We start from the raw sequence: 20,180 nt of genomic DNA, 5'->3' as shown, positions 1-20,180 counted from the left end.
GTGTAACTTTCCAACTACGAGAGCGTCCTTTCAACAGACTCAAATGAAAAACATATAATGCACATGAAATAAACATCTAACCGGAATCACAAAAATCAAAATGCGAATTCCGTACGATGCTTATTAATTAAACAATTAATCGTATGAAAACATTCAAATCTTTTCTCATTCTTCTTATGATCGCCGTTACCTGCTACAGCACTGCCCTTGCAGGAAACAGCGACGAAACACAAATCCGCAAGGTTAAGGGTTTTAATGCCATAAAAGTGTCGACAGGAATTGACCTGTACCTTACAATGGGCGATGCCGAAGAAGTTAAAGTAGTAGCCGACGACGACATTATTGATGACCTGGTTACCGAAGTAGAAAACGGAACACTTAAAATTTACATGAAACGACAAAACTGGTTTAACTGGGGCAATGGAAACGAAACACGCAAAGCTTATGTTACCGTTAAAGAACTGGAAAAGTTATCGGCTTCATCGGGTTCCGATGTAGAAACAACAAATACAATTGAAGGCGAATCGCTGGAAGTAAGTTGTAGCAGCGGCAGCGATGTTGAATTGGATGTACATTATAAAAATCTGTCGGTTGATACCAGCAGTGGTAGCGATGCAAAGCTCCGTGGAAAAGTTAAAACACTAAAAGTTGGTGCCAGCAGCGGCTCTGATATTAAAGCAAAAGACCTGGAGTCGGCCATTTGTTATGCCGATGCAAGCAGCGGTTCTGATATTACAGTTAGCGTAAGCAGCGAAATTTATGCCCACGCCAGCAGTGGCGCAGATGTAGCTTACTATGGCGATCCTGAAATCAGGGACACTGATGAATCGAGCGGTGGCGATGTACACAGACGATAAAAATTATACTTTAATGATCAAGGCGGTTAATTCCGCCTTTTTTTATGCCCGGCTTTTTAATGAATTCGACAGAAAACTTTAATTTGCGTTTTATTAGTTAGTGCATGATGTCTTTCCCTGAAAAAATAAAAGCAATAGTATTTTTCCTTGTCCTGATTTGTTGGTTACCTTCAAAAGCTCAGAATGGAAATCCCGTGCAATTTTTAAGTAACGTAAGTCAGTCCTCTCTTACAAACCCGGCTTTTCATAACCAAACCGACAAACTGGTAATCGGGATTCCGATACTATCGGGCGCAAGGCTAACATGGAATGCCAATTTCTCGCCCAACTATATTTTTTCGGAAAACTTTAATTACAGCTTCGATAAGTTTTATCAATCGTTGGGCGAACCCGGTGATGCAACGTCGTTTGCTACCCTACCTCTTGTCTACCTCAGCTTAACAAATAATAACAGAACTTTTAGCTTTTCAGTATCGGATAAAATTATGGCCACCGGTAATTTTGATCATGAAATTCTAAAATTCATCGACCAAGGGCTGATTCCTTATTACGGAAAAGAGGAGGAATACGGACCGATCTCAATAAGAATGCAAATCTACCGCGAACTTGCTTTTTCCTACGCTCAAAAAATTGACGAGAAGTGGAGTGTTGGAATCCGGCCTAAAATATTGTTCGGCAAGTTTTATTACGACATCGAAAACATGTACTTAAACGTACAAACACTGCCCGACCAACATTTAATGCAAATCATTCCAAGTGGTAATTACCAAATTACAGGGCCAATCGATGTTCAATTCGATCCAATTCTTCATAAAACGATTATAAAACCCGATCTAACTGCCGGAGACTATTTATTTAAGTTAAAAAATATGGGGGCAGGCATTGATTTTGGTATCACTTACAGTCCAAACGAACAAACTACCGTTGCCATGTCGGTAGTCGATTTTGGTTTTACCACCTTAAAATACAGGGCATACGACAATACCTTCGACGGATCGATTGATTATACTGAAGAAAATCTTTACCAGTCATCAAATCCGGATGCTCCAAACTACTTCGAACCCAAAGAGGCTCTGCTGGCATTATCCGACTCGTTACCTTATCTTACCACGGCAGAAGCGTTTACCGACCGACAATATCAATTTCTGCCACTTAAAGTAATTTTTATAGCAACTCAACAACTCAACGATCGTATGAAACTGAATTTCTCCGATAACTTGTCTTTTCATAACGGAGAGACCAATAATTATTTATCGGCTTATTTTAACATTTTGCTCGGCGATCGTTTTGAGTTAAGCAGTGGATTAGACTTGTACAATGCGGAACAGGTTTTGCCCGGATTTGCGTGTAGTTACACCGGAAAAGGGGCACAAGTTTATCTGGCTACCAATAATATTTTCAAGCTGGTGCAACCGTATAAAGCAAAAAATTTAAATTTGTGCCTTGGTGTGAATTTTTTGTTTTCAACACAACCAAAATAGTTTTTTTGATATGACTTTATTTATTACGCTATACATGGTCGGTTTTGTCAGAACCCTGTTTATTATCGCTATCATTTACTTTGGCATTCGGTTTATTTCACGTTACCTGTTTCCAAAGCTGATCGACAAAGGGATGAAGAACATGCAACAAAAAATGCAGGAACAACAACGGCAACAACAGCCCAAACGTCCTGAAGGTGAGGTTACGGTTGAAGGCAGGCCTGGACAGAACAAAGCCAATCAGAAAGACAATGGCGAATATGTTGACTTTGAGGAGGTAGATTAAAGAACATGGACTGAAGGACTTATTTGTTGAAGGATTGATCAGAAATGAGTTGGCAGTTGACAAATTCCAGTAGGCAAAACTTAAGACATAAAGTCAGAAACCGTCTCCACAGCACATAGCATATTCCTGGCAACCAAAAATTACAATTTATCAATTTGACAATCTTCTACAATCTTAAAATCAACCTTTTTTCGATCTAATTCAATCGCTAAAGATTTTTCGCTCCTCATTTACTCAATCACTCATTCACTAAATATCCTATTAATCTTTAATCACTAATCCTTAATCTTTAAGAACTCTCCCCTGTACTTTAGAATTTTATCCTATTTTTGCGTTCACAATTCAGATAATTATAGTTAGATGGCACAGGAAGATATTTTCAAGAAATTAGTAGCACACTGCAAAGAATACGGTTATGTATTTCAATCGAGCGAGATTTACGACGGGCTTGGAGCAGTGTACGATTACGGACAAATGGGTGTTGAACTGAAAAACAACATCAAAAAATACTGGTGGGACAGCATGGTGCTGTTGCACGAAAATGTGGTTGGATTGGACTCAGCCATTTTTATGCACCCAACAATTTGGAAAGCATCGGGCCACGTCGACGCATTTAACGATCCGTTAATCGACAACAAAGACTCGAAAAAACGTTACCGTGCCGACGTACTTATTGAAGACCAACTGGCAAAGTACGAGGAAAAAATGAACAAGGAAGTTAAAAAGGCAGCCAAACGTTTTGGCGAATCCTTTGATGAAAAACAATTCCGCGAAACCAATCCTCGTGTTCTGGCCAACCAGGAAAAATGGAATAATCTGCATACTCGTTTTGCAAATGCACTGAACGATAACGACCTGGCAGAATTAAAAAAGATAATTGAAGACGAAGGTATCGTTTGCCCGATTTCAGGCTCAAGAAACTGGACCGATGTACGCCAGTTTAACCTGATGTTTTCTACCGAAATGGGATCGACCGCTGAAGGAGCTTCAAAAATTTTCCTTCGCCCCGAAACGGCACAGGGTATTTTTGTAAACTATCTGAATGTACAAAAAACCGGACGTATGAAAATTCCGTTTGGTATTGCACAAATTGGTAAAGCTTTCCGTAACGAGATTGTTGCACGTCAATTCATTTTCCGTATGCGCGAGTTCGAACAAATGGAAATGCAATTCTTTGTACGCCCTGGCACCGAGCTTGATTGGTTCGAAAAATGGAAAACAACACGTATGAAATGGCACCGTGCACTTGGTTTTGGCGACGAAAACTATCGTTTCCACGAGCACGAAAAACTGGCACATTATGCCAACGCTGCTGTTGACGTTGAATATAAATTCCCATTCGGATTTAAAGAGGTGGAAGGTATCCATTCACGTACCGATTTCGATTTGTCGCAACACGAAGAATACTCAGGTAAGAAAATTCGTTACTACGATCCTGAACTGGGTGAGTCATATGTTCCTTTTGTGGTTGAAACATCGATTGGTGTCGACCGCATGTTCCTGCAGGTAATTTCTGCAAGTTATTGCGAAGAGCAATTGGAAAAAGATTCGCGCGTGGTATTAAAACTTCCTCCGGTACTGGCTCCTGTTAAGCTTGCAGTTATGCCGCTGGTAAAAAAGGACGGTCTACCAGAAAAAGCCCGCGAGATTATCGACGAGTTGAAATTTGATTTCAACTGTCAGTACGACGAAAAAGACTCGATCGGTAAACGTTACCGCCGCCAGGATGCTATTGGTACACCTTTCTGTGTAACTGTCGATCACCAAAGCGCAGAAGACAACACTGTTACCATCCGCTACCGCGACACTATGGAACAGGAACGTGTTGCTATTGCCGACCTTGGAAAAATCATTGGCGAACAGGTTAGTTATAAGGGCTTGTTTGGGAAGTTGTAAGAAATCAACTGAGAAAGATAAACACTAAGGGGATAAGCAGTTTTGCATATCCCCTTTTTATTAAATGACAAAAGCTCTGAACTGATTCATCAAAATCTAATATCTTTATCCGTCAAAACGGAATAACAGCCAATTACTTTTCAGAATGACAAACCAAAAACAGGGAAAAAGAAAAATAGCGATTGTAGGTTCGGCTTATCCTTTAAGAGGAGGTGGAATTGCTACCTTCAACGAGCGAATGGCTAAGGCTTTTATGGATAATGGCGATGAAGTAAAGATATACACGTTTAGTCTACAATACCCGTCTATCCTATTTCCCGGAAAAACTCAATATTCGGAAGAAGCGGCTCCGGAGGATTTAGATATTGAGGTTATGGTTAATTCCATTAATCCACTTAATTGGATCAAAGTAGGAAGATACCTGAAAAAGCTGGCACCCGACCTGGTGATTTTACGTTATTGGATACCCTTCATGGGACCTTGTTTGGGAACAATTTCTAAAATTGTTAGAAAAAATAAGAAAACAAAGGTAATCGCCATCACCGACAATGTCATTCCTCATGAAAAAAAACCGGGAGATACTTTATTATCCAAGTATTTCGTGAAAAATGTTGATGCGTTTATAACAATGTCGAAAAGTGTGTTGAATGACCTGAATCAATTCGATACTGTAAAACCTCGTAAATATACACCTCACCCACTCTATGATAATTTTGGTGAGATAATTCTTAAGGAAACAGCCAAAGAACAACTTAGTCTCGAAAAAAATACAAACTACATTCTGTTTTTTGGTTTTATCCGCGATTATAAAGGATTGGATATTCTACTGGAAGCTTTTGCTGACAAACAGTTACGTGACTTACCCGTTAAGTTGCTCATTGCAGGAGAGTTTTATTCCAAACCGGATAAATACATGGAGATCATAAAAAAGCACAAATTGGAAGAGCATATTGTATTGCGAACCGACTTTATTCCGAATACCGATGTTCACAAATATTTTTGTGCCTCCGATGTTGTGGTGCAGCCATATAAAACTGCCACACAAAGCGGAATTACGCAAGTAGCTTATCACTTTAACAAGCCTATGATAACTACCAATGTTGGAGGTTTATCAGAATTAATACCAAACGAGAAAGTAGGCTATGTGGTGAATACAGATCAACAGGAAATAGCAGACGCCATTTATAAGTTTTACGATTTGAATATGGAAGTAGAATTTAGTGCCAATGCTGCAGAAGAGAAAAAGAAATATTCGTGGGAGGTGTTTGTGGAGAATTTATTACAAACCTACGTATCCATATAATCTGTGAAAAAAGTTCTGATCATAACTTATTATTGGCCACCATGCGGAGGTGGTGGTGTTCAGCGTTGGTTAAAATTTACCAAATACCTTCCTGAAAACGGATGGAAACCCATCGTCGTTGCCCCTAAAAATCCTGAATATCCGGTAATAGATAAATCATTGGAAGATGATATCGCAGATGGCACATGGATAATAAAACTTCCAATCTGGGAACCGTATGGACTTTTCAAAAAGCTTACCGGGCGAAGAAAAGAAGAAAAGGTAAACACGGGGCTCCTATTCGATGAAAAAAAACAATCTTTTGCAGAAAAAGCCTCACTCTGGTTGCGTGGCAATTTATTAATTCCTGATCCAAGGGTATTTTGGGTAAGACCATCTGCAAAAAGACTTGCAAAAATCTGTAAAGAAATAGAACCGGACGCCATAGTAACTACAGGTCCTCCACACAGTGTTCACTTAATTGGATTAAAACTAAAAAAACAATTCCCGGAAATAAAATGGATCAGCGACTTCCGCGACCCATGGGCGGATATTGATTACCTCGACACTTTTTATGCTTCTGGCTTTGCCCGAAAAGTTCAGGCTCGTCTTGAGAAAAAAGTAATGGATAATTCAAATACGGTGCTAACAGTGAGTCCAACCTGGGCAAAGGAATTACAGGCTAAAACCAATACACCGGTTACTTTTATTACTAATGGTTTTGACCACGATGATTTTGCAGGAGACTTTAGCAGCAAACCAACTCAAGACTTCATTCTAAGCCACATTGGAATTATCACCTCATACCGCAACCCATTAGCATTATGGCAAGCAATAGAAGAGTTGTGTGTTGAAAACAAAAATTTCAGGGAAAAGCTAAAGGTTCAGATCATTGGCACTTTTGATGCAGGATTAAAACGTAGCCTGGAAAGCTTTCCAAATGTAAAAGATAAAACAGTAGCAACAGGTTATTTACCCCACAACCAAGTAATCAAAAAATATGAAGAGTCCTCCTGTTTACTGCTACTATTGAATAACAGCAAAAATGCACAAGGGCATATTCCGGGAAAATTCTTCGAATACATTGCTTCTGGTAAACCTGTTTTGGCAATGGCTCCTGAGAATTCGGATGTAGCCGGAATTATTCAAGAAAATAAGATTGGTTTTGCCTGTGATTTTGAAGATAAAGATAAAGTCAAAAAGGCAATATTGGATATATTTATTGATAAGGTTAAGGCTACAGAAACAAAAACAGCGGAGCAGTATTCCAGAAAAAACCTCACTGCAAAACTTACTGAACTCCTCGGTAAATAATGCCCCTTTAATTCAGGCTAGTCGTTTAAAAAATCTATATTTGATTATTAAAAGAACCATATTGGGGTAGTGACTTACCAATTATACGCTAACATCATATGGAAGAAAAGACTTTAGTTATTATTGAGTTTGATTATCATGCAGAAGTATTGGCTAATGCAATGAAAGTTTTAATCTCATTAAAAGAGTACAAAATCCTTCTTTTCACTACTGATAAAATTTGGAAACAAGTTTGTTTTTCTTTAAAACAAAAGGAGAACGTTGATATTCACACTGCAAATTCCCCAAAAGAAATTCAAAACCTCATAAAATCCAGATTAACAGATATTAATAAAGCAGAAGCAATATTCTTTAATACCATAGCATCAAATTTCAAATTTTTCTCTTCAGTTAATTTTATTCCTCCCGTCATTTTACGCATTCACAATTCAAATACCTACTTTAACCCGATTCGAAGTATTAATCCGAAACTATCTCCTTTTTACATTTGGAAAGACGTGTCTTATCTTGTTTTACATGTTATTCTAAAGCTTGATACTGTTTACAGAAGTAAGTTTATAAGAGAAAAGGTCGATTATTTCCAGTTTCCATGCTCCACGATTGCCAATTATGCATTGGAAAATAACTACGTATCTAACAGCAAACTATTCCCAACTGTTCCTTATGTTTTTATGAACGAGGTATTACCCGGTGTAAAAACCAATACAGCAACCAATATCGTAATCCTAGGAGGAATTGACAAGCGAAGAAGAAATTACAAAGAAGTATATGAAGCACTTAAACTCCTCGTCCCCAAACTAAACAGATCTGTTAAACTAAGCCTGGTTGGAAAACCATTTGGTTTTTACGGAAAGAAGATTATTCAAAATTTCAGGAAGCTTGAAACCGACCATTTCCAGGTAGAAACATTTAATTCATTTGTACCTCAAAACAAATTCGATGAAATTACTGCAAATGCCAATTTCCTGATTATACCCACCGTTAAAGAAACTAGATACAAACTCTATAAAGAGTTGTATGGATTCACTAAAATTTCTGGAAACATTAACGACATGATCGTTTATCAGAAACCGGCACTTCTTCCATCCTTTTATCCGCTGGAAGACGCATTACTAAAACACGGAGAAACATATAAAGACAAATCTGAATTGGTGGACTTGCTTAAAGCATGGATTTTAGATGAGAAATATAATAAGTATAGAATCGGTGAAATTTTAGCGGATTATGATTTTGATGCGATTGTAGAAAATACTCGCAAAGGATTACAGAAGGTCACAAATTAATACTCGCTCATTAAGGCTATATAGCAATTTTCCATCGGATTGAATCCTTGAAAAACCGACATTTTACTACCTCTGCCAAGGTCGATAGTTCAGCGTATAAAGTAGCTTGCTCTTTCTTTTACCAATAATTTTCGCAGGGATTCCGGCTACAATAGACATTGAAGGAACATCTTTGGTCACAACACTATTACATGGAATATTCAGAATCCAATTAACATCTTAATCCTTTTTAAAGTACGATTAATGAAGGCCCTTATTATTTTCTTAAAAAAGATTAATAATGCGATAATCCTAAACTTGCCATCAATACTAATCAAAAAATTATAATAAATATTCTTATAAGGGTGGAATGAAACTCCCTCTTGTATATAATAAAGAATATATTCTGGAACCTTCTTGAAACGGTAGCCTTTTTTGTAAAAAGTATTTATCGAATGAAAATCAAGAGCGTAACCAAATTTTTTTTTCGAAAGATCAAAAGGGTAAATTTTATGAATCGACCTTCTAACAAATGATGCATTATGCCTGTATATAGGATCAAAGGCTAGACGATTAGTATCTTCTGATGATTCAACTGAGAGTACCTCTCCACTTGTTAAAATCTTATATGAACTTCCATAAATAATATCTGCATCCTCATGATATGATTTAGCGAATACACTTTCAACTGTATTTCTATTTGCCAGAGTATCCCCTGCATTCATAAAGTTTATCCATTCCCCGGTTGCTGCAATAATACCTTTGTTCATCGCAGCATAAATTCCTTTATCCGGTTCGCTTATCCAATAATCAATATCCTTTTCATACCGTTTGATTATTTCCGGAGTTCCATCTGTTGAGGCACCATCAATAATAATATATTCAATATTTTTATAAGTTTGATTTAATACACTTTGAATAGTTTGTTCAATATGTTCCTCACCATTATAAACAACAGTAATTATAGAAACCAACGGATTATTTGTACTTTTATAATTAACCAATCCATCCAATTCTTGACCAGACTCCAATTCATTGGATTTCGATCCTGCCATACAATCTCTTTTTTTATTATTACAAATTCAAACCAATATTCTTCAACACCCTCAACTTATCAAAATTTTACTTAGTAAAAAACAACTTAATGCTATACAAGATAAATTCGCTATCCAACCATGATAACATGAATCCTAATATTCATCCTCCATATGTGATTTCCAAAAGTCCTTCGCATATCTTTCCCAGGCATGACATCCAAATGGCAATTCATCACCTGTTAAACCAGACAAATATTTTGGACTTTTTTCAATACTAAATTTAATTGCCTTTTCTGCATCAGGAATACTCGAGTTTTTCCAAGAGTCATTTTTAAATAGGCTCCAAAAGACGTCTTCATTTAACATTGAATCTAATATATAATATTGAAGATTGTTCTTAAAACCCAGAAACTGAATGAATAGATTTGGAAACACAATTAAGGTTTTTAAAAGGTTATGACGCATTCGATAACGTCTGATTATGCCCCTGGGAGTCAAAATAGGATAGGACCATGATAAAACATCAATACAAAATTGAACTTTCCTTAATGAAAATCCACCGTTTCCAATTTCATTAGTAAGTTTCATTCCTTCTTCCTCTGAACCGTAATTTTCAAACCACGGAGCTCCTATATAATCATGATCTTCATTACACCAATAGTTCAATTCGTCTTTGAAAACCCAAGCATCAAGTTGGTAAATAAGAATATACTTAGATTCCTTAAATCGGGAATAAAATTCTTTTGATAGCATCAGTCTGTTATAGCCTTCTATCGAACTAAAAAAGTAATCATCAAATCGTTCACCTCTAATGTCTACATTATAGTCATTTGCTATTTTTTCATATTCTGATAAAATCATTTTATGTGGGCAAACCAGAACAATAGGATGCCTTCCCAATACATTTAAACATTGTTTAAAAGACATCAATTCGCTTTTATCTGGTAATTCTTTGTAAACGGGAATTATAACCTCTACTATTTTCATTTTATATCATCAAAATGATTATGAGCAATAATTATATACATCATTTATAATACCTGAATTATCACCTTCATTCTTTGTACAATTTTAAGCGAAAATAATATTCTAAGCATAAACCTATGGCATTTAAATTTATTAATTTCTATCACAATAAAAATTGAGAAAACAGAATATTTTCAAAAATGTCATTACATTGAAGAACTAAACAATCTATTAGACCAATAACAATGAACTTAAGAAATAAATTAAGGAGAACAAAACCTTTCAAATATTATTTTGTTGGAAAAGAACTGCTTGCTGACTCTCATTATTCACTTGGACAACAGCAGAATATTCGTGAAAAGGAAAAGAATCCACCTAGAACGGATATTATCAATTTCCTTTTATCAATAAAGCCAAACGAAACATATTATTTGGAAATTGGTGTTCGAAATCCTGAAGATAACTTTTATCATATAAATGCAAACACAAAACACAGTGTTGATCCAGGAGTTGAGTTTGAAGATAATCCGGTAGATTTTAAAATGACAAGTGACACTTTTTTTCAAAAACTAGACGAAGATAAAGTTTTATCAAAAGACATTAGATTTGATGTAATATTTATCGATGGATTACACCTTGCTCAACAGGTTGATAGAGATATTAAAAATGCCATGAGGTATATAAAAGACGATGGATTCATTGTTCTTCATGACTGCAACCCTCCTAGTGAGTGGCACGCCAGAGAATCCTATGAATATTTCAACACCCCTGCTGGTGGATCCTGGAACGGAACAACCTGGAAGGCTTTTTTAAAATGGCGATCAAACCCATCCATTTATTCTTGTTGTATAGATTCTGATTGGGGGGTTGGAATATTATCAAAAACATGTCAAATAGGGAACAACATAAAACCTATAAATCCTTTCTTCGAATTCAGTTCTTTAAAAAAGAACAGAAAAAAATATTTGAACCTAATTGATTTCGAAACATTAAAAAAATTGATTCTGAACTAATTGCAGACTCATTCCTTATTTCTCTTATAGATTCTTAGCGCCTTTAATCTTTGTTTTATCGAGTACTTAATTATATCAATTTTTGATTTCCTATTCCTCTTTCTATATTCCTTAAGTCTTAATACTGCCTGTTCATCTTCATTTAGATTTATATTTCTAAAAGAAATATCTATTATTGGATCTTCCAAGCTGTTTTCATAGATCTTACTAGTACCGCAATGAACACCACTATTATCAAATCCAATATTATTAACAAATGAACGTACCGGATTTAAACTCAAACCATTCCTTTTGAAAAAGGTCGCATACCAAAAGACAGCCCATGTATTAATGCGTCCGTCTCTATTATCCAAAACTTGTCCCCAATAATTTTCTGCACCATCAATATTAAAACGCGAAATATCTTTTTCCGAAAACTCCTTGATTAATTCATCTGTATCTTTCTCAAAAAACCGCCATCTATCAGCCCAAGTTGCCCACCCCCAGCAATTCATCCCTCTCCATAAAAACGCATCCCCTAAACCTTCCGGATTAACAGGATAGTTCCAACCACTTATATGCCAGACTTTTTTTTCTTCATTATAAAAATCCAGAGCATTGTTCATGAATGTTAAAAAATAAGGGCTGGTAACAATATCGTCTTCAAGAACAATAACCTTTCCATATCTATTAACGATTTCCGTTACTCCATCAATAATAGATTTTGCCAGGCCCCAGTTCTCTGTTCTTTCTATTATTTCTACGTTCTTAAAACCGTTTATCCCATTAATATAATCCCTAACTTTATCTACCAATTCAACAGAACTTTCATTTTTCGGAGCGTCACTATAAATAAACAACTCGCTAACCAATGCCAACTCATTTTTCTGTAAAGCTTTGATTGTTTGCTCTGTATGCCATGGTCGATTATATACAAATAGTAATATTGGTGCTAACATTATTATAGTGATATTAGAAATTGATAATCTTTAGAACAAATGATATCCGTATCTTTCATACCTGTATATTTTCCATATGCAAAATCGATACCTTTTTGTTCTAAAAGTAACTTAATTGACTTAATAGTCTGTTGTTCTCCTTCTCGTTCGGCATCATCAAAAAGGATGACAAAGTTTTTCATTAATAGATCTGCTTTTATAATATCTAAAATTTGAGGGCGAGAGAAAGAATCAGAACCAAATGGTCCATCAATAATAACAAAATCATATTTTCTATCTGATATGCCTTTTAACAATCCTTTATATATGGTTGACTTTTCTTTATCGACTACAGATTCCCCCAAACGAAACTGCATAATTTTATCCGTAACTTTTAATTGCGAGTAATTCTTACAAAAAAAACTTATCCAGTTTTCGTCATGTTCAACAATTCTTAAAGCACTTGGATTTGAAGTTCCATTAACATATTGTGATGTAATTTTGGAACTTTCTCCCAATCCAAACTCCAAAATACTTTCAGGCTTTATTTCATTGAGAGTTCTAACCAAAATATACAATCCGGGATATCCAACAGCCCACCGACCTGGAGAGAAAGACCTATTTTGTAACCAAGCAATGTCGGTAATTGTACTGTTGAACGTTTCTGCCCATAGTAATTCTTTGAGGTATGGCTGCAAATTTTCCTTTGTAGCACTATCCATAATTTTCTTTACAATTTTGCTTATTCGTTTGCCCATCAGTTATTCTTTTTAATTCGTTTCATACAAATCTTAAATCCGATCGTTATTAACTTTCTAAAGTGATTTCTTTACTAAAAAATAAATGCTTGCAGGGGATATTGTCAATAACATTCGTTTAAAATCGATTCTAAGTTCTTTAATAACAATATTTAAAAAGCATGAAGAAAATGCATATGACACCAATGTTGCCCAAGCCGCTCCAATACCGGCATATCTTGGGATCAGCAGAATATTCAATGCAACATTGACTATTGCCCCAATAATTGTCCTATACATACTGTACTTATATAATCCTTCCGAAATAAGCCATCTGCCACTTGCAACACCAAGAAAGACGAAAACACTGGCCCAAATATGTACACTTAAAATTTCTCCCGTATGAACATATTTCTCTCCGAATAGAAAATTACACAGAGAATTACTTGATAGTGATAATGGCAAAGATATACCAATCGCTATCCAAACCAGCAAAGTATAAAACTGCTGTAACCGTTTTTCATATTTTCGTTCTGATTCCTTCTTCGCATTCAGTATCGCAGGAAAAACCGAAGAAGCAATGGCTGTAGGAATAAAATACCAGACTTCACTCAACTTTACTGCGGCTGCATATTCTCCTACAGCTCCGCTATCTAGCATTCCCTTAAGCATAACTTGATCAATTTTCATATAAACCGTTATTGCAATTCCTGAGAACAAAAGTGGTAATCCATCTCGCAAAAGTCGCTTTGCTCGCGATATATCGAATTGCCAATTCTTAAATTTACCTCCAATTTTCTTGTAGAAGTAAATTAATCCTGCAGACATAATAACAGTTTGAAAGGCATTTGCAATTGCAAAATAAACCAAAGATGCTGATGTTACTATCAATATTACTTTCAATACAGAAACAACAGCTAAAGCAATGGTCTGTGACCACACAACGTATTTACTCAATACTTTCGATTGGTAGTAGAGATTAATAACATTTAAGCTACTGAATAAAGTACCAGCTCCAATTATAAAGATTAAAGGTCTTGTCTCATCACCTTCTGAGAAAAAAAATGTAAAGATTGTTATTAAAAAAAGAGCAAAGAGGTTTCCGCAAATTCTAAGAATAAATGATGTTCCCATCAGTTGATCTTGCTGTCGCTCGTTATTATTTACTAGCTCTTTCACTACAATGGAATCTAATCCCAATGAATTAAGTGCTGCAAACAATCCTACAAAACTAATTGCATATGATAGTGAACCATATCGTTCTGGTCCAAGATAACGAGTAACAAATACGCCGACAATAAAAACAAGAAACATTTTAACAATATTCCCTGAGAATAGCCATGAGGTATTTATAAAATACTTTTTGACTCCTGGACGATTTCCAATTCTAATACCTTTCTGCATCGCTGCAGAAAATATATTTTTTACTTTTTCCAAATTTAGAAGCAATATTTTCTGTTTAACTAATTTTTTCTAGTCCCTTTTCAGGTTTCATTCACAAATGTATCACTCAGTTTATCCGTTTAATTAACCTTCTCTCAATTTATTTGAGTATTGTTGCTTAATATTAATTCAAAATTCTAAAACCTTAAATAGTTATTGAAGTAATTCATCTCATTTCAGTTTGACATGGGATTGAGATCCAAAGTAAATGAAAATAGATCAAGATCTTCAGAAAAATAGTCTCATAAATCAATCCAGTTCGATAAATCCTTACCAAGCAATTTTTCCAATCCGGGAATTTCGGGTTTAACAGCATCCAATATCTTTTGTTTTGTTTGTTCCTTTATTCTTGGCTTTTCCTTAAACACTCTTTTTTTATTCGACAATAATCGTTTTATAAATAGTTTTAATCCACTTGGCCATAACTCAACCAAAGGACCAACCCGATGTAAAAGTTTGTCGTACCGGGGATGCAATTTATAGCCACCTACCGTACGGTTGGCATGAATCTCTTTCAGATTTACAAGCGGTTCGGGATCGATTTCCAAAAATCCGGAAAGCTCTTTCAATACTCGTTTTCGGTCTTTAATATAGTCCTCAAAATCAATAAAAAAGATTTGTTCTTTACCAAAGAGCTCTAAATAAGGCTTAACCTGATAAAAATAGCAGCTACTTTTTACTATTTGGGGATTTTTCTCAAACGCTTCATCTATTGGAAGGTTAGTATATCCCCTTTCAAAAATGTGCATATAATGGGAGATGCTTCTGTCAATCGGATTGCGAACCATATAAATGATTTTCATTTCCGGATTATAAGCATGGATTATTTTAGCTGAATTCTGAAATTCCGGCATAGCAGAATATGAGGGAGAAGCCTCACCATACAATTTACCTTCTTCTTCTTTGAAAAGCTTATGGTATTTGGGAAGGTCTTTTTCCCAATTTTTAGTTGTACTAAAAAAATGTGCTTCTTTTATTTTACTAAAAGAAATATCAGGATGCGCCTTTAATACTTCATATAACGAAGTTGTTCCGGCTTTCATAGCACCTATTATAATAAAATCAACCTTCATAAATATTTAATCAATTTTTGTGTTTGACCTCTTCTATGCATTCATTATAAAATAGGCACCATGTCATTCAATAATATATCACGTAAAGTCTGTATACAAATAATTCAGAAATATCACTCCTTAAACTTCTCAATCGAAAATTTTCATCAATTAAAAAGTTTAAACTATATGTGAGTATAAATTTCTATCAAAGCTTAATCCTCATAAATAAAGGCAAAAATAACCTTTCTAAACGAACAAAATCATTTTTTGTAAAAAGTTCCGAACGATTGAAAAAACCACATTCATAGAATCCATCCGGAATTCAGGATAAACCGATTGCTATATTTTGGAGATAATAAAATATTAAACATTCAATTCTGGCTTATAACCAATAGATAACTATATTTGCCTTACATTCAAATACGCTCTTCTATGAAAAAGAAATGGATACACTATTTCATTCCAGTAGTACTGTTATTTATTACCACCTCCATCTATTTCATCCCTGTTTTTGAGGGAAAAGTTGTTCAACAATCAGACACAATACATTTTAAGGGCATGTCGAAGTCCATGGCAGATTTCCGTATAGAAACCGGAGAAGAACCCCTATGGGCGGTGAACATGTTCTGTGGGATGCCCGGATATTTAATAGGAACTATTTATAAAGGAAATATTGCAAAAAAGATAATAAACTTTATCTTAAAAATTCCGCGACCAATAAGCTATCACTTACTTTTTTTAAGCCTGTTTTACTTAATGTGCATTATTATTGGAGTAAATCCTTGGTTAAGCTTGGCGGGAGCCTTGGCTTACGGTTTTACCTCCTTCTTTTTCGTGATATTTGAAGCCGGTCACAATACCAAGGCACATAACATAACTTATATCTCGCTATTGATTGCCGGTATTCTTATGGCCTATAAAAGTAAACGTTTGACCGGAGCCCTTTTAAGTACACTGGCACTTTCGTGGATGATCGCTGCCAACCACCTGCAAATGACCTATTATGCCGGCATACTGGTGATAATTATTTCCATGGTGTATTTTATTTATGCAGTACGCGAAAAAACTATTGTCCCTTTTCTGAAAAGTTCAGGAGTTCTTATTGCAGCTGCAGTACTAGCCATTGGTATGAATATTTCTAATTTATGGCCTGTTTACGAATACAGTAAAGAAACTACCCGAGGAAAATCGGAATTGACCAGCGACCTTCACAAAAAATCAGATGGTCTTGATAGGGATTACATATTAGATTACAGCTATGACGTTGGTGAAGCCTTAACTGCATTTATCCCGCGGCTTAAAGGTGGAAGTATGGCGGAACCTCTGGGTGAGAAATCACAGGTGTATGAGTTACTCTCCCGAGGACAAAGCAAGCAAAACGCTTTACGAATCGCCAACAATTTACCGCTATATTGGGGTAGTCAACCCATTGCAGGAGGACCGTTCTACTTTGGAGCAGTTTTATGTTTCCTGTTTGTATTCGGATTATTCATTGTAAAAGGGAAAGACAAATGGTGGGTTGTGGCAACCGTTGTGGTTTCCTTTGCACTCTCGCTGGGGAAATATTTCCCTTCGCTCTCTAACCTGATGATCGATTATTTCCCGCTTTATAATAAGTTCCGAGACGTTAAAAACATTATTGTTATCCAACAATTTGCGATGGCTTTTCTGGGAGTGATGGCAGTTTCAAAGGTCTATAAAAGGGAAGTTTCTGATAAGGTTTTTAATAAAGCGTTATTGTATTCTTTATCAATCGCAGGTGGTTTAGCCCTTGTTTTTACAGTTATTCCGGGGCTGGCAGGCGATTTTACTGCAGCTTCCGATGCCCGTCTTATCCAATCGGGGTGGCCGGAACAACTTTTAGATGCCCTGCAAGCCGATCGCAAAATGGTGGTGCGCACCGACGCTTTCCGAACCTTTATTTTTGTTGCTTTGGCATCCGGCGTATTGTGGGCTTTCTGGAAAAAGAAATTAAAAGCAGAATATGCACTGGCCTTGTGGATCGTTTTAATAATAGCTGATATGTGGCCAACAAATAAACGTTATCTGAATAACGACAATTTTGTTGCAAAACGTAAGATGGACAATCCATTTACCCCAACGAAAGCGGATGAAATTATCCTTCAAGACAACGCAGTTTCCTATCGTGTCATCAACTTAACAGTTTATCCATTTACCGATTTTACAACGCCTTATTATCATAAATCTATAGGCGGATATCATGCTGCAAAATTAAAACGTTACCAGGAACTAATTGATTTTCATCTTGCACCGGAGTTTCAACAATTAGGACGCGAACTAAACAAAGGACTGGTCCCTGACCAGATTGAAGCTTTGTTCAATGGTGTTCCGGCTTTAAAGATGTTAAATACAACCTACCTAATCATAAATCCGAATGGAGCACCAATAAAAGATCCAGCCCCACTCGGAAATGCATGGTTTGTGAACCGTTACAACATTGTGGAAAATGCCGATGCAGAAATAGATGCTTTAACTGGCTTTAATCCTGCAGAAGAAGCAGTTATCGACAAACGATTTGAACAATATATTTCTGGCAAAACTTATGAAAAAAGTGGAAGTATTGACCTGGAGGTCAGTGATCCCAACTATTTGAAGTACAATTTTAGCTCAGATTCAGAACAGTTGACTGTGTTCTCTGAAATTTATTACGATAAAGGCTGGGATGCATACATCGATGGGAAAAAGGTCCCCCATTTTAGAGTTAATTACGTATTAAGAGCAATGTCAATACCCGCAGGTGAACACATTGTTGAATTTAAATTTGAACCACGTTCGTATTTCATGGGGAACAAAATATCTTATGCAAGTTCATTCATTTTTATAATCTTTATACTCGCCTATCTTGGAATAAAAGTTAAAAAGAATGGAGGGCTATTACCCAAATCCCCAAAACATGCAAAAAAGACATAAGAACAAGTGGCAATACTTTAACGAACAAGCCCAGACAACACAAAAATACGTTATCCCGTACATAGAACAACACTTGCAACTGAGCACTGATACAACTGTTCTGGAAATAGGATGTGGAGAAGGAGGAAACCTGTTACCATTTGTTGATATGGGCTGCAAGGTAACCGGAATCGACTTATCTAAAGGGAAAATTGATAAAGGAAATGAATTTTACCAATCGCATAAAAATTTATCGAAGCTAACACTTATTGCAGATAATATATACAACCGTAATGACCTAGGCAAATTTGATCTGATCATTCTTCGCGACGTTATTGAGCACATCCCTGATCAGAACTTTTTTATGGAATATTTCAAGTGTTTCTTTCACGCAAAAAGTATTGTGTTTTTTGGATTTCCACCATGGCAAAATCCTTTCGGAGGTCATCAACAAATATGCAACAGCAGAATTTTGTCAAAAATGCCATACTTTCATATGCTTCCGGTCCCTGTTTATAAGGGAGTATTAAAATTATTTGGCGAGCCTCAATCTAAAATTAAAGGACTTCTGGAAATAAAGAAAACCGGCATTTCCATCGAACGTTTTGAATCTATTACCAAAACAAATAACTACAACACGCTCAATAAAACATTGTTTTTTATTAACCCCAACTACGAAGTTAAATTTAAACTTCAACCACGTAAACAAAGTAAATTCGTTGCGAGCATTCCATGGTTTCGGAATTTTTTTACAACATGTGCCTATTATTTATTAAATAAAAACAATCTGGATTAATGTGCCAAAGGATTAAAGTTTCTCAACTCAGTTAACCGAATACTCTCCCCTGCGTCCACAACCCCAAAACCATTCCCGGCCAGAATTTGCTGATAGGTAACAGTATGCAAATCAGTAAAACCATCACTGAATTCAATTTCTTTACCATCAACTTTTATGGAACGGAAAGTTCTTTTTCCAGCCTTCGTTGCGACTTCAGGCAAATCGTTAGAATCAAGACTCAAAAACCAATTGACTTTTGCCTTTTCAAGTATTAGCTCACCTGATGATTTTGTGGCTTCGTAAACTGAAACATTATTTTGCTGAACTTCTCCAAAAATCCAGGTCAGCATATCGAAAAAGTGAATACCAATATTTGTAGCTATTCCTCCTGATTTTGTTACATCCCCTTTCCAGCTTTTGAAATACCATTTGCCGCGTGATGTGATGTATTTCAAATCTATATCAAAAAAGTCTTTGTCTGATTGTTCAATCTCATTTTTCAATTTCAGGATAGTTGGGTGATAACGAAGTTGCAAAACGGTGTTCACTTTCTTCCTTGACTCAGCTTCCCATTCTTTAATTTTATCCAAATCTTCTGAATCGATGACTAGTGGTTTTTCACAAATCACATCACACCCATTTTTCAGGGCAAGCTCAATATGTTTTATATGAAGATAGTTTGGCGAACAGATGCTAATGTAATCCACCGATTCACCTTTTTCTTTTGCTGATTGAAGAAATTCAACTAGTTCCTCTTCTGAAGTAACAAATTCAGCCTCGGGGAAATAACTGTCCATGCGTCCCATTACATCAAAGGTGTCCATGGCACAAACCAGCTCGTTCCCGGTTTCTTTAATAGCTCTGATATGTCTTTCGGCTACAAATCCTGCAGCTCCTATTAATGCAAATCTTTTCATGCTTTCAATACAAAACACCTTGATGCGTC

17 protein-coding genes are annotated in these 20,180 nt (G+C 36.0%); 10 read left to right on the top strand and 7 right to left on the bottom strand.

Annotated elements, in window-relative coordinates; genetic code table 11:
• The first annotated feature begins 143 nt into the window (after window positions 1-143).
• The 7 genes from SLH46_RS02735 to SLH46_RS02705 all read left to right on the top strand — a co-directional run bounded on the left by SLH46_RS02735 (window position 144) and on the right by SLH46_RS02705 (window position 8,399).
• A complete protein-coding gene (locus tag SLH46_RS02735) occupies window positions 144-857 on the top strand; it encodes a head GIN domain-containing protein (protein ID WP_320279610.1) in 714 nt (237 codons plus the stop codon).
• A 194-nt stretch (window positions 858-1,051) separates the two neighbouring features.
• Window positions 1,052-2,338 (top strand): DUF5723 family protein, encoded by a 1,287-nt coding sequence (locus SLH46_RS02730; protein WP_320279609.1) that lies wholly within the window; start codon window positions 1,052-1,054, stop codon window positions 2,336-2,338.
• Window positions 2,339-2,348: 10 nt separating this feature from the next.
• Window positions 2,349-2,624, top strand: a complete 276-nt coding sequence (locus SLH46_RS02725; protein WP_320279608.1) for a DUF4834 family protein — start codon at window positions 2,349-2,351, stop codon at window positions 2,622-2,624.
• 360 nt (window positions 2,625-2,984) lie between these two features.
• Window positions 2,985-4,520: a glycine--tRNA ligase gene (locus SLH46_RS02720; RefSeq protein ID WP_320279607.1), complete on the top strand. Its 1,536-nt coding sequence runs from the start codon at window positions 2,985-2,987 to the stop codon at window positions 4,518-4,520.
• A gap of 145 nt (window positions 4,521-4,665) precedes the next feature.
• Window positions 4,666-5,823: a glycosyltransferase gene (locus tag SLH46_RS02715; protein ID WP_320279606.1), complete on the top strand. Its 1,158-nt coding sequence runs from the start codon at window positions 4,666-4,668 to the stop codon at window positions 5,821-5,823.
• 159 nt (window positions 5,824-5,982) lie between these two features.
• The gene (locus SLH46_RS02710) at window positions 5,983-7,116 is read left to right on the top strand and encodes a glycosyltransferase (protein WP_320279605.1); all 1,134 of its coding nucleotides are present in this window, start codon (window positions 5,983-5,985) and stop codon (window positions 7,114-7,116) included.
• 98 nt (window positions 7,117-7,214) lie between these two features.
• Complete coding sequence (locus SLH46_RS02705; RefSeq protein WP_320279604.1) at window positions 7,215-8,399, top strand: hypothetical protein; 1,185 nt, start codon at window positions 7,215-7,217, stop codon at window positions 8,397-8,399.
• A gap of 200 nt (window positions 8,400-8,599) precedes the next feature.
• On the opposite strand, the gene SLH46_RS02700 is transcribed toward SLH46_RS02705, so the two are convergent.
• Both SLH46_RS02700 and SLH46_RS02695 read right to left on the bottom strand, forming a co-directional pair.
• Window positions 8,600-9,433 carry a glycosyltransferase family 2 protein gene (locus tag SLH46_RS02700; protein ID WP_320279603.1) on the bottom strand — a complete coding sequence of 278 codons (834 nt, stop codon included), beginning with the start codon at window positions 9,431-9,433 and terminating at the stop codon, window positions 8,600-8,602.
• A gap of 135 nt (window positions 9,434-9,568) precedes the next feature.
• On the bottom strand, window positions 9,569-10,402 hold the full coding sequence (locus tag SLH46_RS02695) for a DUF5672 family protein (protein ID WP_320279602.1): 834 nt from the start codon (window positions 10,400-10,402) through the stop codon (window positions 9,569-9,571).
• A 224-nt stretch (window positions 10,403-10,626) separates the two neighbouring features.
• On the opposite strand from SLH46_RS02695, the gene SLH46_RS02690 reads away from it, so the two are divergent.
• Entirely contained in the window at window positions 10,627-11,394 is a 768-nt protein-coding gene (locus SLH46_RS02690) for a class I SAM-dependent methyltransferase (RefSeq protein ID WP_320279601.1), read from the top strand.
• An 8-nt stretch (window positions 11,395-11,402) separates the two neighbouring features.
• On the opposite strand, the gene SLH46_RS02685 is transcribed toward SLH46_RS02690, so the two are convergent.
• The 4 genes from SLH46_RS02685 to SLH46_RS02670 form a co-directional block, all read right to left on the bottom strand.
• Window positions 11,403-12,332 (bottom strand): glycosyltransferase, encoded by a 930-nt coding sequence (locus SLH46_RS02685; protein WP_320279600.1) that lies wholly within the window; start codon window positions 12,330-12,332, stop codon window positions 11,403-11,405.
• A 2-nt stretch (window positions 12,333-12,334) separates the two neighbouring features.
• Window positions 12,335-13,069, bottom strand: coding sequence for a hypothetical protein (locus SLH46_RS02680; protein ID WP_320279599.1), 735 nt, complete (start codon window positions 13,067-13,069; stop codon window positions 12,335-12,337).
• Window positions 13,070-13,126: 57 nt separating this feature from the next.
• Window positions 13,127-14,485 (bottom strand): flippase, encoded by a 1,359-nt coding sequence (locus SLH46_RS02675; RefSeq protein ID WP_320279598.1) that lies wholly within the window; start codon window positions 14,483-14,485, stop codon window positions 13,127-13,129.
• A 248-nt stretch (window positions 14,486-14,733) separates the two neighbouring features.
• Complete coding sequence (locus tag SLH46_RS02670; protein ID WP_320279597.1) at window positions 14,734-15,564, bottom strand: sulfotransferase domain-containing protein; 831 nt, start codon at window positions 15,562-15,564, stop codon at window positions 14,734-14,736.
• Between the two features lie 414 nt (window positions 15,565-15,978).
• On the opposite strand from SLH46_RS02670, the gene SLH46_RS02665 reads away from it, so the two are divergent.
• Window positions 15,979-18,477 carry a YfhO family protein gene (locus SLH46_RS02665; RefSeq protein WP_320279596.1) on the top strand — a complete coding sequence of 833 codons (2,499 nt, stop codon included), beginning with the start codon at window positions 15,979-15,981 and terminating at the stop codon, window positions 18,475-18,477.
• Window positions 18,461-19,252 (top strand): class I SAM-dependent methyltransferase, encoded by a 792-nt coding sequence (locus SLH46_RS02660; protein WP_320279595.1) that lies wholly within the window; start codon window positions 18,461-18,463, stop codon window positions 19,250-19,252. The genes SLH46_RS02665 and SLH46_RS02660 overlap by 17 nt, the downstream gene beginning before the upstream one ends.
• On the opposite strand, the gene SLH46_RS02655 is transcribed toward SLH46_RS02660, so the two are convergent.
• On the bottom strand, window positions 19,249-20,151 hold the full coding sequence (locus SLH46_RS02655) for a Gfo/Idh/MocA family protein (protein WP_320279594.1): 903 nt from the start codon (window positions 20,149-20,151) through the stop codon (window positions 19,249-19,251). The genes SLH46_RS02660 and SLH46_RS02655 overlap by 4 nt on opposite strands.
• Window positions 20,152-20,180: the final 29 nt, after the last annotated feature.

It is taken from the genome of Draconibacterium sp. IB214405 (assembly GCF_033963885.1).
In the GTDB taxonomy this organism is placed as follows: Bacteria; Bacteroidota; Bacteroidia; order Bacteroidales; family Prolixibacteraceae; genus Draconibacterium.
This window is presented reverse-complemented; position numbering and strand designations above follow the sequence as displayed.

What these genes read in the sequence shown, in the direction of transcription:
- SLH46_RS02735 (WP_320279610.1), top strand. Translation starts at nt 144, where the DNA reads ATGAAAACATTCAAATCTTTTCTCATTCTTCTTATGATCGCCGTTACC.
- SLH46_RS02725 (WP_320279608.1), top strand. Translation starts at nt 2,349, where the DNA reads ATGACTTTATTTATTACGCTATACATGGTCGGTTTTGTCAGAACCCTG.
- SLH46_RS02720 (WP_320279607.1), top strand. Translation starts at nt 2,985, where the DNA reads ATGGCACAGGAAGATATTTTCAAGAAATTAGTAGCACACTGCAAAGAA.
- SLH46_RS02715 (WP_320279606.1), top strand. Translation starts at nt 4,666, where the DNA reads ATGACAAACCAAAAACAGGGAAAAAGAAAAATAGCGATTGTAGGTTCG.
- SLH46_RS02705 (WP_320279604.1), top strand. Translation starts at nt 7,215, where the DNA reads ATGGAAGAAAAGACTTTAGTTATTATTGAGTTTGATTATCATGCAGAA.
- SLH46_RS02700 (WP_320279603.1), bottom strand. Translation starts at nt 9,433, where the DNA reads ATGGCAGGATCGAAATCCAATGAATTGGAGTCTGGTCAAGAATTGGAT.
- SLH46_RS02695 (WP_320279602.1), bottom strand. Translation starts at nt 10,402, where the DNA reads ATGAAAATAGTAGAGGTTATAATTCCCGTTTACAAAGAATTACCAGAT.
- SLH46_RS02690 (WP_320279601.1), top strand. Translation starts at nt 10,627, where the DNA reads ATGAACTTAAGAAATAAATTAAGGAGAACAAAACCTTTCAAATATTAT.
- SLH46_RS02685 (WP_320279600.1), bottom strand. Translation starts at nt 12,332, where the DNA reads ATGTTAGCACCAATATTACTATTTGTATATAATCGACCATGGCATACA.
- SLH46_RS02680 (WP_320279599.1), bottom strand. Translation starts at nt 13,069, where the DNA reads ATGGGCAAACGAATAAGCAAAATTGTAAAGAAAATTATGGATAGTGCT.
- SLH46_RS02670 (WP_320279597.1), bottom strand. Translation starts at nt 15,564, where the DNA reads ATGAAGGTTGATTTTATTATAATAGGTGCTATGAAAGCCGGAACAACT.
- SLH46_RS02665 (WP_320279596.1), top strand. Translation starts at nt 15,979, where the DNA reads ATGAAAAAGAAATGGATACACTATTTCATTCCAGTAGTACTGTTATTT.
- SLH46_RS02660 (WP_320279595.1), top strand. Translation starts at nt 18,461, where the DNA reads ATGCAAAAAAGACATAAGAACAAGTGGCAATACTTTAACGAACAAGCC.
- SLH46_RS02655 (WP_320279594.1), bottom strand. Translation starts at nt 20,151, where the DNA reads ATGAAAAGATTTGCATTAATAGGAGCTGCAGGATTTGTAGCCGAAAGA.